Annotated in this window: 10 protein-coding genes; 4 read left to right on the top strand and 6 right to left on the bottom strand. The window is 68.2% G+C overall.

Features of this window, described 5'->3' with window-relative positions; all coding sequences use genetic code 11:
• Positions 1 to 161 precede the first annotated feature (161 nt).
• The gene (locus tag ACIRB4_RS28690) at positions 162 to 1490 is read left to right on the top strand and encodes a class I SAM-dependent RNA methyltransferase (RefSeq protein ID WP_403295153.1); all 1329 of its coding nucleotides are present in this window, start codon (positions 162 to 164) and stop codon (positions 1488 to 1490) included.
• A 276-nt stretch (positions 1491 to 1766) separates the two neighbouring features.
• On the opposite strand, the gene ACIRB4_RS28685 is transcribed toward ACIRB4_RS28690, so the two are convergent.
• Both ACIRB4_RS28685 and ACIRB4_RS28680 read right to left on the bottom strand, forming a co-directional pair.
• A complete protein-coding gene (locus ACIRB4_RS28685; RefSeq protein WP_403295151.1) occupies positions 1767 to 2855 on the bottom strand; it encodes a hypothetical protein in 1089 nt (362 codons plus the stop codon).
• Between the two features lie 532 nt (positions 2856 to 3387).
• Positions 3388 to 3912 (bottom strand): hypothetical protein, encoded by a 525-nt coding sequence (locus ACIRB4_RS28680; RefSeq protein WP_403295150.1) that lies wholly within the window; start codon positions 3910 to 3912, stop codon positions 3388 to 3390.
• A gap of 379 nt (positions 3913 to 4291) precedes the next feature.
• Between ACIRB4_RS28680 and ACIRB4_RS28675 the strand changes: the two genes are divergently transcribed.
• From ACIRB4_RS28675 to ACIRB4_RS28665, 3 genes are read left to right on the top strand one after another with little or no spacing between them, the layout of a single operon-like run.
• On the top strand, positions 4292 to 4723 hold the full coding sequence (locus tag ACIRB4_RS28675; RefSeq protein WP_403295149.1) for a GNAT family N-acetyltransferase: 432 nt from the start codon (positions 4292 to 4294) through the stop codon (positions 4721 to 4723).
• Positions 4720 to 5937 carry an N-acetyltransferase gene (locus ACIRB4_RS28670; RefSeq protein ID WP_403295148.1) on the top strand — a complete coding sequence of 406 codons (1218 nt, stop codon included), beginning with the start codon at positions 4720 to 4722 and terminating at the stop codon, positions 5935 to 5937. The genes ACIRB4_RS28675 and ACIRB4_RS28670 overlap by 4 nt, the downstream gene beginning before the upstream one ends.
• The gene (locus tag ACIRB4_RS28665) at positions 5934 to 6413 is read left to right on the top strand and encodes an ASCH domain-containing protein (protein ID WP_403295146.1); all 480 of its coding nucleotides are present in this window, start codon (positions 5934 to 5936) and stop codon (positions 6411 to 6413) included. The genes ACIRB4_RS28670 and ACIRB4_RS28665 overlap by 4 nt, the downstream gene beginning before the upstream one ends.
• 438 nt (positions 6414 to 6851) lie before the next feature.
• Here ACIRB4_RS28665 and ACIRB4_RS28660 read toward each other — a convergent pair whose 3' ends face one another.
• From ACIRB4_RS28660 to ACIRB4_RS28645, 4 genes are read right to left on the bottom strand one after another with little or no spacing between them, the layout of a single operon-like run.
• Positions 6852 to 9707: a pPIWI_RE module domain-containing protein gene (locus ACIRB4_RS28660; protein WP_403295144.1), complete on the bottom strand. Its 2856-nt coding sequence runs from the start codon at positions 9705 to 9707 to the stop codon at positions 6852 to 6854.
• 46 nt (positions 9708 to 9753) lie between these two features.
• Complete coding sequence (locus ACIRB4_RS28655) at positions 9754 to 13323, bottom strand: signal recognition particle (RefSeq protein ID WP_403295142.1); 3570 nt, start codon at positions 13321 to 13323, stop codon at positions 9754 to 9756.
• Positions 13316 to 14494, bottom strand: a complete 1179-nt coding sequence (locus tag ACIRB4_RS28650; RefSeq protein WP_403295140.1) for a hypothetical protein — start codon at positions 14492 to 14494, stop codon at positions 13316 to 13318. The genes ACIRB4_RS28655 and ACIRB4_RS28650 overlap by 8 nt, the downstream gene beginning before the upstream one ends.
• Entirely contained in the window at positions 14491 to 15963 is a 1473-nt protein-coding gene (locus ACIRB4_RS28645) for a PD-(D/E)XK nuclease family protein (RefSeq protein ID WP_403295139.1), read from the bottom strand. Before ACIRB4_RS28645 ends, ACIRB4_RS28650 begins: the two co-directional genes overlap by 4 nt.
• Positions 15964 to 16130 lie beyond the last annotated feature (167 nt).

Genomic DNA, 16130 nt, shown 5'->3' with positions numbered 1-16130 from the left:
CCATCCGGGGGGTCCGCACGCGCCTGGTCGGCCCGGGGGGGGGGGGGGGGCCCCGGGGCCGGGCCCCCCCCCCCCCCCCGCGGGGGGCCCCCCCCCCCCCGGGGGGGGGGGGGCCCCCCCCCCCCCCCCCCACCTCTCTCTTTCTCTGGAGTCACCCCGTCATGCAGAACGCACCTGTTTCTTCGTTGGTCGGGGAAGAGTACGAGGTCGAGGTCGGCCCCGTGGCCCACGGCGGCCACTGCATCGCGCGGACGGAGGCGGGCCGGGTCCTCTTCGTCCGGCACGCGCTGCCGGGCGAGCGGGTCGTCGCCCGGGTCACCGAGGGCGAGGAGACCTCCCGCTTCCTGCGCGCCGACGCGGTCACCATCCTGGAGGCGTCCAAGGACCGGGTGGAGGCCCCCTGCCCCTTCGCGGGTCCCGGCAAGTGCGGCGGCTGCGACTGGCAGCACGCCAAGCCGGGCGCCCAGCGCCGCCTGAAGGGCGAGGTCATCGCCGAGCAGCTGAAGCGCCTGGCCGGGCTCACCCCCGAGGAGGCCGGCTGGGACGGCACCGTCATGCCGGCCGAGGGCGACAAGCTCCCGGCGGGCGAGGTCCCGCAGTGGCGCACCCGCGTCCAGTACGCCGTCGACGCCGAGGGCCACGCGGGGCTGCGCAAGCACCGCTCGCACGAGGTCGAGGTGATCGACCACTGCATGATCGCGGCGGAGGGCGTCAGCGAGCTGGGCATCGAGAAGCGCACCTGGGAGGGGATGGCCTCGGTCGAGGCGATCGCCGCCTCGGGTTCGGGCGACCGCCAGGTGATCCTCACCCCGCGCCCGGGCGCCCGCCTGCCGATCGTCGAGCTCGACAAGCCGGTCTCGGTCCTGCGCGTCGACGAGAAGGACGGCGGGGTGCACCGGGTCCACGGCCGCCCCTTCGTCCGCGAGCGCGCCGACGACCGCACGTACCGCGTCGGCAACGGCGGCTTCTGGCAGGTCCACCCGAAGGCCGCGCAGACGCTGGTCCTCGCGGTCATGCAGGGCCTGATGCCCCGCAAGGGCGACACGGCCCTCGACCTCTACTGCGGCGTCGGCCTCTTCGCCGGCGCGATCGCCGACCGGGTCGGCGACCAGGGCGCGGTCCTCGGCATCGAGTCCGGCAAGCGCGCCGTCGAGGACGCCCGCCACAACCTCCAGGACTACGACCGCGTCCGCATCGAACAGGGCAAGGTCGAGAGCGTCCTCCCGCGCACCCGGATCACCGAGGTCGACCTGATCGTCCTGGACCCGCCCCGCGCGGGCGCCGGCAAGCAGACGGTCAAGCACCTGTCGGGCCTGGGCGCCCGCCGCATCGCTTACGTGGCCTGCGACCCGGCGGCCCTGGCGCGGGACATCGCGTACTTCAAGGAGGGCGGCTACCGGGTCCGGACGCTGCGGGCGTTCGACCTGTTTCCGATGACGCACCACGTGGAGTGTGTCGCCATCCTTGAACCGGCCGCGAAGGGCTCCTGACCTGCGGTTTCTCCCGTGCGCATTATGTGCGGTGTGGGCGTTACGGGCGATATCTTGACGCTGAAATGACGCTCGTGACGCTCAAATGACGCTCGTTTTGACGGGACGTCACGTGGCTGATCGTGCAGGTCACGTTGACTGGGAGGCGCGCTCCCGTGGGCTGGTTTTGCGGGAGCTTGAAGAAGATTCCGCCGGGTTACGGGGCCCGCCGCTGGTTGCGGTGGCAGGCGCGCTGCTGCCGTACTTCAGCGGGCCGGACGTGTGGCGGAGCGGGCGTCAGCAGGTGGGGCCGTAGGGGCTCCAGTGCCCGAGGAAGGGCTTCAGGTCGTCGGGGCGCGGCTCGGGAATGTCGGGCAGCCGGGGCGGTGTGTTCAGTGGGTCGAGGCGCTCGACGCGGGCTGCTGCCCAGTCGACCCAGGCTTCGGCTTCGGTCCGGGTCTGGCCTGGGGGCATGGCCTCGACCCGGGTGCGTACAGCGTTCACGTACTCCGTCAGTCGGGTGGCGTGACGCCATGTTGCTTCCTGCGCCTCGAAGTGCCTGACGCGGTACGCCTCGGCGTACCGGATTCGGGCTTCTTCCATGGCGGCTTCCCAGCGGATGCGCTTCTGGCGTGCCACTTCGATCTCGTCCAGGCGTCTGCGTTCAGCAGCTTCGCCGCGGAGGGTGACCTCCTGGGCGATCTCGGCGAGCTGGTCTTCCAGGGGACGGCCGGGGGTATCGGACCATTCGCTGGCCCGATGCGGCTGGCCGCCGCTGAGGACGAAACGGAGGCGCTCGGACGGGGTGTAGTCGAAGCGGGGGATCCTGACCCACGAGTCCTTCTTGGCCGCGGCGAGCTCCTTCTCGGTGGCGACGTGCTCGGTCCGGTCCTGCTCCTGGAGGACAAGAAACCCCACAGTCTGGCCCTGCGCGGTGATGGTGAAGTGGGGAGATGCCCTACGACGGCGATGAGACGGGGGCGTGAAGCCGGTCTGTCCTGCCGAGCTGGAATGCCCTTCGGCCTCGGCAGCGATGATCAGCGCCTGGACGAGCCGGAGGGCACGTCCTTGGACGGGCTTCGTGAGGCCCAGTGGCTGTTGTTCGTTCTGCATGGCCCGGACCACGGTGTGCGGCCGCGTGAGCCGGGAGGGAACGGGGACGGGTTCGAGGACGGCGAGGCGCCAGGCGGGGATGTCGACGAGCTTGATCTCGTACCCGCCCTGGCACCAACCCCCGTACAGCTCCTTCGTCTCCGGGACCTTTCCGGACCTGCGTGCCGCGGCGACGCGGGATGGCCACTTCTCCAAGTCCGGACCGCTGCCGCTCTTGACGATTCTGCCGCCGGCCTCCGCGAGCTCTTGCAGCAGCTGCTCCGTGAACGTCACCCGCGGCTGTGATGGAGGGCTTGACCTCCGCCCAGCGGCCGGAGTTTCCTGCGCTCGGGTGGACTGGGGTCGTGGAGCGGCGGCCTGGGTCTTCGGCGGGTGTGACCCGCGGGGAGGGTACGCGCCGTGCGCCAGGTAGTGCTGGCCAGCACTCGTCAGGGTGACGCTCCACTGCCCGGCCTTCCGGGAAACCGTGGCCAGGCCCCGGTTCTGCAGTGCCTGACAGGTGCTCTTGTAGGAGCTGGTCTCCCAAACGCCGGCAGGGCACCCGTCTTGCACCCACTGCAGCACCGAGAGTTGCCGCTCATTGACCTGCCGATCCAATGGTCCGCCTTCGACTTTAGGTTGACGTACGACGGCGGCATGTTGTCAGTTCCGTTCGTCAGCGATGGGTGGTTCGAAGAAATTTGCTCGAACGAGCGGAGTGACGTGGACCGTGTCTATGTCCGCGCGAGCGGCGTCTTCACCGTTGCCGTCGCCTCGGTCCCCGTGACCTGCTGGCGAGTCAGCCCAATGACTTCGGTCGGGTCCTTTAGCCACTGAACTTCGCGCGCAAGCGTTCGTTCTCCTTCTCCAGCGTCTCAACGCGTCGTTCGAGTTCGGCTCGTGTCGGCTTCTTCGGGGGCGGCGGAGGTGTGGGGACCGTGGGCTCCGGTGGCTCGCCGCGCAGTCCGATGGGTTCGAAGGCCACGATCGTTTGCCAGGCACCTCCGCACTCAGGGCATTTCTTCCTGGACCCTCCAGCATCGATGGGGTCTGTGTACGTGTAATGCGCCTCCGTCTCGATGATGTGGCCGCAGTACAGCCGGACACGCCACCGCATGATCTCGTGGTCGGCCTTCTTGAAGGACTGCATCAGCTTCGCGACGTTCTCGAACGCCTGGCGGCGGCGCTCTGCCATCGCCGGGTCTGCCCGGCATTTGGCATTGTCCTCTTCGACCTGTCGTCGAATGGATGCGCTGCTCTCCTTGCTCTGCTTCTGACGGCGGTGGTCCCTGGGGGTGAGTTCGTACTCCTCCAACGGAACCCCGCTGCTTCGGTATTCGACTTTGCGCATGACGGTCAGCGTAGAAGCGGTGCCTACGCGGCCGTGGGGAAGAACGGTCTTGGTCAACCAGCTTGCGGATTCTGCCCATGAGTGACTGCCGGGGTGCGTGTCGCGTACGCTCCGAGGCCAGCCGCGTGGGCTTGCGTGGTGTGGCGGCGATGGCCGCTCTGAAGCAAGCCATGGGCTACCGCCGACGAGCAACCGACGGTCCCGGTCAAGCCGCCGCCAGGCGCAAACCCAACACCGCCGCCCATCCACTCGAACGAAACAAGAGCAGACGGATTCCCGCCAGTTAGCCGGTTTTGATCAATCGGTGGCTCAGTACGTGCGCTGTTGGGCAGTATGCCGTCCTGGGGTGTTGATCGGTTGAGGGAAGCGGAGGGGGAACATGGCGATCAGTGTGCTGCCGTTGGCTGCGGAACAGACGGAGCTATTGAACGCGGTCATCGCTTTGGGCGACCGGTACACCAAGTATCTGGGTCTGCTGACGCCGCCTGCCTACCGTAAGCACGCCGAGGACGACGGCCTGCTGGTGGCCCTGGATGGCGAGGAGGTGGTCGGCTACGCGCTCTTCGGGTTGCCCAAACGGAGTCTGCATGTGCGGCTGGCTCACTTGTGCGTGGCAGAGGAACACCGAGGCAAGGGTGTCGCTCGTGAGTTGATCGAGGCGATCCGAGCGCGGCACGCTCATCGGCTCGGCATTCGTGCGAAGTGCCGGCGCGACTACGGGCTCAGCGACATGTGGACGGCGCTGGGCTTCGTTCCCAGGGGAGAGACCCTGGGGCGGGGACGTCGTGTGCCGGGCTCCAGGTGCTGGTGACGCGCGATCCCGCACTGGCGGCTCTGGCGGACATCGCCTGGGACGTCGCACGGGTCAAGGTCGTCTCGCCGGCGGTGGTCACGCTGCATGTGGACGAACTGCGCCAGGCCCAGGTGTACCGTCCTGCGGATCTCATGGGCACTGCCTTCTCCGCCGAGGAGATCGTGCCAGGCAGTGAAGGAGGGCTGGTTGCCTTCTTCGATCAGGCTGAGGGCGACCGTGGAACGGCCTTCGCGGAGCGGCTGAAAAGTCTCGCCGATGACGGGGTGCTGTGGCGCAGGGAGCTGCTCCGAGACGGAGAGGGATATCCGGTAGCCCTCTACGCCTGGGCCATGGACGGCCGCACGCTGAACGTCGCGTTCCTCCGCACGGCATCGCACCCGCTGGAGGAGACACTTGCACGGCAACTGCTTTTCATGCTCAAGCGGCTCGGCCGAGAGCGAGGGGCGCAGGCGGTCCGTATCACCGATCCGTTCCTATCGCCGGTAGCAATGTCGGCTGCCGGTGCCGACGGCTTCACCGAGGACGAGAGCGGCTTCACCGCACTCTTGGTCGACGTCTGCGGACCTGCTGAGGTCGTCTCGGAGAAGGCAGCGGAGATCGCGGTCCGGATGAGGCGATCGACGCCACGGCTGGATGATCGCGTGTCGCCCGAGATCGCGAGCATGGCCGAGCGGGTGTGGTGGCCGGCCAAACTGATCGACACGGCCCTGCCCTCCTTCATCGCACCCATCAAGCCGCGCTGGTCCACGGAGCTCTTCGACGTTCCGGCCATGCTCGTTCCCCGGGATGACGTCCTGGGCATCAGCCGCGAGCACGTCTACTACCGCTCGTCCGGACACCGAGGAGAGAGCGTTCCCGCCCGGATCCTGTGGTACGTCAGCGAGGGAACTTCCGGTCAGCAGGGCAAGATGGTCATCGGCTGCTCGCGCCTCGACGAGGTGGTCATCGACGACCCCGACACCCTCTTCTCGCGATTCGAACACCTGGGCGTATATGGTCATGCCGAAGTGCGTGCCGCAGCCGATGTGTCGGGCAAGGCCATGGCGTTGAGGTTTTCGGACACGGAGATCTTTCCCGTACAGGTGACGCATGCACGAGTGACCGCGTTGGCCAAGGGGCTGGGGCTACGGTGGGTACCGCCGATGCAGCTATCGAAGATCAGCAACGCGCTGTTCCAGGCCATGTACGAAGAGGGGCACCGAAAGACGTGAGTGATCCGGAGCGCGCGATGCTGCTGTCCGTCCACCCTCGGTTTGCCACGGCGATCCTGGCTGGGACCAAGACGGTGGAGGTCCGTCGGCAGCGCGTCGCCGCCCCGCCTGGAACGCCAGTACTCCTCTATGCGACCGCGCCCACGATGGCCATCGTGGGCATGGCACGGATTGCTTCCGTGCAGGTGGCCTCCCCTCGGGAGGTTTGGTCGTCCAGTCGCACGAGTGCCGGGATCAGTCAGCGTGAGTATGACGAGTACATGAGCGGAGCGACTCAGGCCAGCGGTCTGTCACTCGAAGAACCGATCACCTTCGAGGACCCGGTACCGCTGGCCGCGCTGCGAGCCTCCGGGACGTTCCACCCGCCGCAGAGCTACCGGTACTTGACCGGTGAAGACCTCCGGAAGGTCGCTGAGGTAGCACCGGTGACCGGGGCGGCCCTTCAGGTCGCATTGAACGACCTGACGCCGGCCTAGGCCGATTGCACCCCCCTCAACGTGCGGGCGAGGTTGCGCTGACGTCGGGGCGGCCTACGGGCATGGGGCTGCTCAGGACTTGCGTTGAGCAGCAGAGCCAGGACCTTGCCACCCCCACACCGGAGCCGATGGCCCCGACCAGGTCCCGGCGAGAATGCGGCCCATGGTGCGTGCACGCCGTGTACTTGAAAACCGTGACCGCAACAATGTGGCCCAGCGCGATGATCAGGACGGACAACGAGGCGATCGGGATGGTCCAGAGGCCCTCCTAGCGTGGGGCCCGCGGCGCTCGGCTTGGTGTCGCAGTCGGAGTGGCAGGAAAAGTCCCCTTGCCCCTCCGACTCCGGACCAGCCGTGAACACGCACCACGTCAGCAACCGCTTCAACCCGCGTGTCTTCCCCGGCCCTGTCGGCTGGACGCCGTCCGCGGTCACCCGGTCACTCACCGGCGCCCTCCTCTGCCGCGGATTCGTCGGTGTCGTCCTCGTGCGGCAGGACGTATTGCGTGGTTTTCATCGCCAGGTGGAGCGGCAGAGGGAGCTTCAGCGTCACGTTGTAGTCGGGGGCGCGTCGCAGTTGGTGGGTCACGGCAGCCCAGGTCCCGGGTTCAGCTGTCTCCTCCTCCGGCACAGCGAGAACTGCGATCTCCAGTGCCGTCGGGTTCCATGCGTTGGTCCCCGTGTCGATAACCGGCTCCGGCTCCTTGTCCTCGGCGCCCTCCTTAGGCTTCTTCTTCACAGGGATCCGGGTCGCGATCTTCGAGGCGGTCTTAACGGCGTGCTTGGCCGTGTGCGGTTTTTCGCCGGTGCTGTAGTACACGCGGTGGTCACCGGCAGCGTCCGGACGGTGCCAGAGGCCGCTCGCGAAACCGTGATCGTGGGAGTCGTCGTCCGGCGCGAACCACTGGGGGGTTTCATCGGACGCGTGGTCGCGTACCCGTACATGGCACAGATTCTCGCCGTACAGAGTGATGTGCTGCGCCGGGTTGGGTCCGAACTGAAGGGCGTCTAGGCGCAGGCGTCCGTTGGCCAACCACGGCCAGTGCAGACGGGAGTTCTGTGCGTGGGAGAGCAGCAGGACGGGCCGGTCACGCAAGCTGTAAAGCATCGCCCGCACGAACTGTGCCGTCTCAGCCCGCTGATCCTCCAAGTCGGGAACCCATGTCGTGGTGCGCTGCTGCTCGCCCCTCTCCTCTTCGGTAATAAGACCCGCTGGGTCCCCGTCCTCCTCTCCAGTTTCGTCGACGGCCGCACCGTCGTCATCGTCGAACTGCTCGTACTCTCCCGGGACCTCGGCATGTCGGGCGAGAGAAAGTAGCAGTTCCCGATAGGGAATCCAGTCCCCGCTCTCCGGATCCCATCCCGTGACCGAGCCGTTAGCCGCGCTCACCCGGACGGCGACAGGTGCGGTTCGGCGTGTGCGGGTCGGGCCGTCGGCGCGGCGCTTCACCATCCACAGTGCGACGTACTCCAGGTTGTCGGGCAGTTCGTCCACACTGTGCTCCGGAACGGTGCACACTCCCAGCTGGCGAAGAACGTGCGACCAGGTCTGCTGGGCTCGGTGGGCGATGTTCGCCTTCGTGGCGGTGCCCCATTTCGAGCTCGGTACCGTGATGAACTTCGTCAGTCGTCCGGCGTCGGCGTAGCCGAGGCGTGCGGCGAACTTGGGGTCCACGATGTCGGGCCGGTAGGACTTCGGGTGGCCGATCTCGATCACGACCGCCTGGACGTCCGGGCGCCCGTCACGCTCGCATAGGTCGGCGATCTCCCGCCGTCGGGTGCCGATCGCTGCGGGGAGGTTCTTGCGCTGAGGCCGGCCGTCGGGGAAAACGAGTCGGGCGGCGACGAAGTCGGCATCTTCCAGGTACAGGCGCACCGTCAGCTCCGGAGTTGTCCAGGAGCGCTCAGGGCCGGTCCCACCTTCTCCGTCCAGGCCCAGGAGATCTGCCAGCTGTTTGACCAGGGCGTCACGGGTACGAGGGTTCTGCCAGCGGGCCTCGGCGACCAGGGGCGCGCCGCCGAGTACCCGTGCCACGGCAACACGCCGGCCAAGCTGCTGCTCGCGCTCGAACTCGGCTTTCTTTAGAGCCTGTTCCTCCTTCGTCTTGGCCGTGGGAGTCCTGGGCAGGTTGCGCGGGACGAGGGCATAGTGGCTGCGAGTGAAGTCACCGAGCCGCGTGAGATACGGGGTGAATGCCTCAGCTGCCCAGTTGGTGAGCGGGGAACGGTCGCGTGGCATGAGGCCGGTTCCGACGCCGTGACCGCCCATCGAAGTGGCGTGCACGACACCGATCTCGATGCCGTCTTTCCCCGCGATCCAAGTGTCGGGGTTCTCCTGTACCGCTGCCGCGTCGGGAAGCTCGCGGGAGAAGCGGAGGCGACCGAGCATGCCCTCCGGGCCGCCGCGCACCCATTCGGGGAGGGCGGTGCGCCGGTCGGTGGCCAGTCGGCTAACCGCGAGCCGAGCGGTCCCTGACGTCTGCGCCAGCCAAGGCTCCTGTGCGAGCAGGTACGCCGACACGGACCGCCGGTAGGGCATGGGAACGGGGCCGCCGGTGCGCCAGCGGCGTACCCCCGTGCGGACGTGAAGGCGGAAGTCGGCGAAGGGCACGGTCTGCACGGTGAGTGCGATGACGAACGAGAACTTCCACCATGCTCCGTCATCGTCTTGGTGGTCTCGCGGGGGCCAGGACACGAGCTCCGCGCCGCGTGCGGCCGCGGCGATACGGAACTCCATCTCGACGTTCTCGAAGCGGTACGGGTCCAGCTTCGTGATGTTCTGGGCGAGGGCGTCCGGCAGGAGCTGGTAGACGAGTGGGTCCGGCTCGAATGTGCCGCCTGGTGAGGTGTATCCGGCGAAGAGGTCCACCTCGTGCGGCTGCCAGCTCAGTCCAGCCACGTCCAGCGAGGCGCTGAGTTTGATGGCCCTCTCTGTGATCTCCGGATGCTTCGCGCGTGAACGCGGAGTGTGCAAGTCACGGATCCAGGAGTGGATCAGCTGACGCATGACGGGGACGGGCAGCGGCTCGTACGCGTACAGCCAAGGGGTGTCGTCGTCCAGCGTGGCACCGCGCGCCACGCATAGGAGGTCGGGAGCGACCGCACGGATGACTTCGTTCAGGCGGCGGATCGGGACCTGGTTGATCTTGTCCGGTTCTCGTTTGCCGATCCTGTAGAAGTCCAGCACCTCCTGCCGCCAGGCGGCGGGGAAGGCCAGGCCGTGCGGTCGGCGGACGAACTCCTTACCTCGGACGCGCTCGAACGCCGCGAGTCTGACCGTGGAGTAGGAGGGCATGTACGGAATCCCTTCATGTTCTCGTGTTGCGAGGTCGCCGTGCGGCTCAGTCGATTGGGTTAGGGCTGGACGGGACGATCCCCGTGAGCGCGGTGTGCAGGGGCTCGTACAGGGCTTTGACGAGCGCCCGGTCGAGGGAGGAGACCGGCGTATCATCGGGCGTCGGTGCGTCGCCCGGCGGGGTGAGGTAGGGGTCCAGTACGTGCCGCATGGCGAGCAGAAGGCTTGTCCGCCAGGTGTCCGGCGTCGCGTTGCCCGCGGCCGCGCGAGTGGCGAATGGGGCGTCCACGAACACGACGCGGGCGGGGACACCGCCGCGCACGAGTCGGCCGATGACCTGCCAGATCACGACCAGCTGGTCCCAGGTGAACGAGATCTTCTCGTCCTCGCTCAGCCGGCTCCAGGCCAGAGGATGGTTAAGGAGGTGCCGCCAGTGTGCGCGGGCCCGGGTTCGGAACTCCGCACCGGCGTCGTCCAGACTCGGCTGCGCGCGGACGAACGCGTCGAAACTACCGTTCCGTTGCATGCGCGCGGCCCAGTCGTTCACAGCCTGCACGGCCAGGCCGATGTCGTCGGGGCGAGGGTGGGGGCGGGCGAGGAAGAACACCGAGCCGATCGCGGCGACTCCCCGGTCAAGGATGTTGTGGCCGCGTTCGACGGCGAGAAGAGGCGCAATGAGAATCTCCGTGCCGGTCGAGGCGAAGGTCGCCACGTCACCGCGGCGCAGGGTGACGACCGCGCTGCCGCCGAGGCCCGGGTTCGGGTTGGAGCGCTGCTCGTGTTCCTGTTCCGCGTCGTCGGGGACCAGGCGGCATACCTTTCCGGCCCATCGTGGGATGCGGTTGAGAATGTCCGAGGCACGGCGCGCCTCATCGTAGGAGCCGGTCAGGACGAGGAGCCGGCCGCGCCGGTCATCGTTCACGGCGGCGAGTTCCTGCTCGAACACACTGGGCTTGCCGTCGACGGAGCGTCGGGCCAGTCGGTCCAGCATCTGTTCCAAGACGAGGGGACGCAGGTGGGGCTTGGCGCCGGACAGCTTGAGGGGTCTGCCGTCAGGACCGGTCAGGAAGCGGGTGGTGAACACCGTCTTGTTGATGGCCGCGCGCTCCGCCGGCGGGGGCTTGAGCAGGGCCCCGACGTCGGTGAGCACGTGGTAGCGCGTGGACCGGCCGGCCCAGCTGGTGCCCGACATGAGTAGCACATTCGGCCCGGGAAGCCCATCGGCCACGGTTAGCTCTGGCAGTTGCAGGAGCAGTTCGCGGCCGTTTCCCGCGCAGCGGAAGAAGCGCAGTTCGCCGCTGCGCAACTGTCCCAGGCTGGCGTCCTCGGACAAGAATTGGAACCCGAGGATGTTGCCCATGGGCGATTCGGGGACCAGCGGCCGGTAGTCCTCGGGCGGGCGGCGGGACAGCACGTTGCTGGACGCCTCGAAGTTGAGAGCGGCCTCGACCCTCGGCCACATTTCCGTCAGCAGGTCGAGCCGGGTGTGGAGGGCCGATAGGAGCAGGGTGAACTCGAAGCGCAATACCTGATCCGAGACGCTGCTCTGCGCCTTGGATACGGCGTCGCCCACCAGCGCGAGCAGCTCCCGCTCGACGAGGCGGCGAGCGTTGCGGGGGCGCATGGTGTGCAGGAGTTGACGTGTGAGTCGTACCAGTCCGTCGACCCGGGGGTCGTGGTGTTCCGTATCGCCGAGCGGGTCGTCACGGAACGCGTCGAGAACGGCCACGACCCCGTCGCGGCGCGGGTCGCCAGTGGGACCCAGTGCTTCCGGCTTTCGAGTCTCGGGCGCTTGCGCCTCATCGTCCTCGTCGGCGATTCGCCCGATGTCCTCGTCCCACTCGGGAGCGGGGCGGTCGGGGGTGTCGGCCGCGTCGGCATGGGAGTCGGACGGGCTGCCGAACCACTCCGCGATCAGCTTGTACTGAAGGGTCCATGAGCTGAAGTAGTCGGACTCGACCCATTCGCGCAGGTTTCTGTGGCGCAACAGCATGTGATAGATGCGGTCGGCGGCGACCGTGACCGTGTGCAGGGCCGCGGTCCATTGCATGACGGTGGAGTCGGACAGCTGGATGCGTCCGCCTCGGGCCAGCTCGTCGATCTTGTGCTGATGGATCTCGTCAAGCCACGAGTTAGGCGCGCGTCCGGTGAGCACGGCGGCGGGCGCGAACATGGTGTCCAGCTGCATTTGCACGCGATCGGCCTCATCAATGATGATCAAATCGCTGCGCCTGCAGGCGAGTTCGAGGAAACGGATACGCTCCTCGTTCTGGTGGGCTGGAACCGCGCTGTGTACCAGAGCGGCCGGAGTGGCGACCCAGATGTCCGCCGTGACGAGCTCGCGGGCGCCGTGATGGCGCGGACACCGGTGCCACAGGGGGCAGCCGTGGCGCTTGCCCAGGTTCGGGACTTGGCCACCTTCGGACCCGTCGACGGTCAGGGCGGTCAGCGGGCGCCGGGGCGGGCGCCGCTTCGGCGGGAATAGCTGGGTGCAGGGAGCCGCGGGGTAGGTGAGTGGCTCCGCCGCCTCGACTCCGCGCAGGGCGTCGAGCGGGCATGCTGTGCTGAGGTAGTCGAAGCTCAGGGCGTCGTGGGTGAGCAGGGAGGTCCCGTCAGCCTGTGCGGCGAGGCGACGATGGGTGCGCTGCAGGTGCTGCTCCCGTGTGGTTGCCCCCAGCAGGGGGGCGGCCCTAAGGCCGAGCGCGGTGAACAGGGACACCAGATGCAGGGCCTCGGCGACATCGCCCACGACCAAGGTGACCCGCTTGTCGTGGGTGGCCGCCCAGACCGCGAGGATGTCACGCAGGGTGCTCTTGCCGGCTCCGACCATGCCGAGCAGATGCAACATCCGGTCGATCCGCAGCATCTTCCGCTCCGGCGCGAAGTCGCCCGATTCGGGTTCGCGAACGAATAGTTCGATCCTTTTGAGCCTGCGACGCCAGTCGCCGCCGTCAGGGTCGTCGGGCCCGCGCAGTTGATCCTCCATCCACGCTGCGACCGCGACCAGTTCATCCCAGGGCGCCTCCACTGGTTTACCTTCTGAAGTCGCCGCCTGTCCGAGGGCATGGGGCGCAGTTTCCTCGGCTGGCAGCTCCTCAGGCAGCACCACCGAGGTCCACGTGCGGCCCTCAAGGAAGCGCCAGCCACCGGGCTGGGCCAACGGCAGCGTCCGAGTCCGATACGGCGGCGCGGCGGCCAGCGCCCGTCCGTAGATGGCCCATCGGCCGTGAGCGATCGACACACCCCGGCGTCGGGGCGTCTCGTCCCTGCTGTCGAGGTGATAACCGCGTAGCTCCGGCGGCAGCGCCAGGTAGGCATCGAGAGACTGGACCCAAACGCGGCGTCGCCGCAGGGGCCACAGCAGGTGGCGGCCGATCCGCAGTATGCGCTGCTGCTCAGGCGTGCAGGCATGGCCGAGTGCGGAGGCGAAGGGGTATCCACCGAAGAGGGTCCAGCCCGCTTGTGCAGGATGTCCCGGCAGCAGCCGCTCCACCAGGCAGAGGCCGAGTTCGACTTCGCACAGTCGGGATGCCGCGAGCTCCGGCTCGGGATCGTCTGCGAAGTACGGAAGAAGCTCCGCGATGAGGTCGCCGCGCCACTGTTCTCGGTCACGCATTGTCGTCCTCCGGTCGGTCGTCGCTGAAGGGTCCCTGCTGGGCGTTGGCGAGCACGGCCCGAGCCCTCGCCATGAACTGCCGCTGGCTCAGTACGGTCGTGCGACGCCGTACGTCGGTGCTCAGGAATCGGCGGACGACAGCCACGTAGTCGTGGCGCAGGGCTGTCCTGTGGTCGGGGATGACAAGGAACGCCTCGTCGTACGGCGGGTAGGTCGGTAGGGGCACGGCATTGCGTCCGAGCAGCGCCGGGTTGGCCCAGTCCTTGACGTCCACAGCCCACACCCGTCCGTCGGGCAACGTGATCCTCAGGTCGTATGCGTCGTAGTTCGGCCACAGTTCAGGGACGAGGCCGAGGCGTGAAAGGGCCCGCTCAAGGCGGAGTTCGGCGACGCCGGGGGCGGTGACGAACAGGCGCAGCGGCCTAGTGAGCAGCAGTACTCCACCACCCTCGGCCTCGTCGTACGCGGGGCCTACGAGGGCGTCTCCCTTGTGCCGGCAGCGCGCGTTCTCGCACCACCAGCCGCCGTCCCGCATCGGCGCGAGCAGGGTGCGGCAGCGTCGGCACGAGGTGAACCGGCCCCCACGCGCCCATCCGATGGGGGCTGGGAGGTAGATCTGCTCGAGGAGCCCGTCCAGAGGGGCGAAGGCCGGTTCGAGCGCGATCTCGCCGGCCTTGTCCCGGGTGAGCACCGGATGTTCGACGAGCAGGCGCCGGAAGGCGACATAGCTCGTGGGGGCGTTCGCGAGGCGGCAGCGGTCCATCGCCAGGCCGATCAGGGCGCGATCGATCTGTTCGGTCGCAGAGTCGGGCCGGTCGACGGCCCATTCGTAGCACAGGTCCGTGGGCACGCACGCGTCCTCGTCGATCAGTCGGTCCTCCGGGCCTGCCAGACCATCGGGAAGGTCCAGCGGCCATTCCGTCACCGGCCGTTGCCGACACCAGACGAGCAGGTCGCTCACGCTCAGAGGTGGGTCGGCGCCGCGGAGCAGGCAGGCCAGAGCAGTGCGGTCAAGGGCCCGTTGCGCCTCGGGCGGATACGGGAGGGTGAAGGTGCCGAGATCGGACAGGGCATCCAGGTCGAGGACTGCAGTTGCAACAGTGCGGAGCAGGGTCAGTCCGTGGTGTGGGACGAGAGCGGAGTCGGTGGCGGGCACGGCGGTCCGTTTCACTGGAGTTCGCTGGAGGGGGACGAGGCGGGGCGGGCGGCGGTCGCGGGGCACCAACGGGCCACTTCGCATCGAGCACATCGCCTTCCAGGGTTCGGGGCAGACGTACGGTCCCGGTGCCACGGGGCGGCGAGATCGTGGATCACTTGGCGTGCGGTGGCGACCCGGTCGGCCTGGCGGGGGGAGACGAGCTCCAGGTCGGGGCCTGAGGGCCGTAGGACCTCCACCTCGACGCGGGAGCGGCGCGCGTCGCCGCCGAGTACTCCCTCGGCCAGTAGCACCAGGGCCAGCGCTGCCTGTGGGTACTGTTCCAGGATGTCCTTGCCGCCACGAGGTGTGCGGTACTTGGTGCTCTTGGTCTCCCGCCACACCACCGAACCACCGCTGTGGTACAGCAGATCCGGCTTGGCGACGAGCACAACGTCGGCTTGCGGGTCGTGGAAGGTGAGGAGCTGCTCCGCGATCGCCGTTGTTCCCGGATCGGCGTGGCGCAGCGGGCACACGGCCGCGTGGCGGGCGATCAGGCGGGCGCCGAGTTCGGCGTCGTCGCCGGTCAGGTGCCAATCGCCGACACGCCAGTCCGTCCGGTTGGCGGGGGCGTCAGCCACGGTGCAGGGACGCTGGGGTGTTCGCGCGTGCAGATGTTGGAGCCAGGCGTGTACAGCGTGCCCGCGCGCCACGTGACGGTCGTGCTCGATGTCCTTGTCGTACGGCAGATGGATGCGCCGCAGGTGTTCCTGAGCCGGGCAGTTCGCGTACCGGCGCAGATCGGTAACGGACAGGGTACGGCGAGGTCGGGAGGAGTCCGTGATGCCGAGGATGCCGGGCGTGCGTTGCAGGCTGGGGCAGGTAGCGGTCAGCCGGCACGTTGCGCATCCGGCTCCCGGGCGCCGATGCACGGCGTCGACGGTGGCCCGCAGGCGGGGTGCGGCGAGCCGCTGGTACGCGGCTCTCGCTTCATCGGGTGTCCCGTCGAACAACGACCGGACCGAGCCGTCCAGGCACCCGATCTCCACGACCCGGACCCGCTCTGGGGTGACGGCGCCCTGCACGTTGTGCTCGTCACCCCATCGAGTGGGCTCTGCTGCGCGACCGCCGTGAGCGGCGATGTACGCCGCCATGCCGACCTCCGCTGGTTCCCGCTCGCTACGCCCGTGTCGCCCTGGCCGTACGGACCCGAACCGGAGCAGACGCAGTTCGCACACCGTCCTCTCGCGGTTGGCGTAACAGCGTCCCCAGACCCTCAGTTCGTACACCGTGCGATTGCCGTGGGGGTCGGTCGTCGTCTTCGACTGTCTGACCCAGTACTTGGGGTCGGGCAGCAGCTCCTCTTCCGAGTCGAGAGATTTCGCCGCAGCCAGGTACTGGGCTAGGGCATGCTCGGCGTAGCGCTCCAGCCCTGGGTGTGCGGGGCGCACCCTGGCCGGGTCGTCTCGAACCCGACCGAACTCCAGGACGTCGAGCTTGCGCATTACGGCGGCTAGGGCGAAAGGTTCGAAGTCCGCCGGCTTGTAGGGAGTGCGGTGCACGGATCGAAGACGGGGCCGGGCTTTGACGGCCCGCAGTGTGGGGCAGTCCTCCTCTCCCTCCTTCGCACCCCCAGTGAACACTCTGATCAGGCCGGGGTCGCCGGTGATTC

The sequence above is a fragment of the Streptomyces sp. NPDC093600 genome (genome assembly GCF_044764755.1).
In the GTDB taxonomy this organism is placed as follows: domain Bacteria; phylum Actinomycetota; class Actinomycetes; order Streptomycetales; family Streptomycetaceae; genus Streptomyces.
The sequence above is the reverse complement of the archived record's forward strand: the minus strand, read 5'-3'. Positions and strand labels throughout refer to the sequence as shown.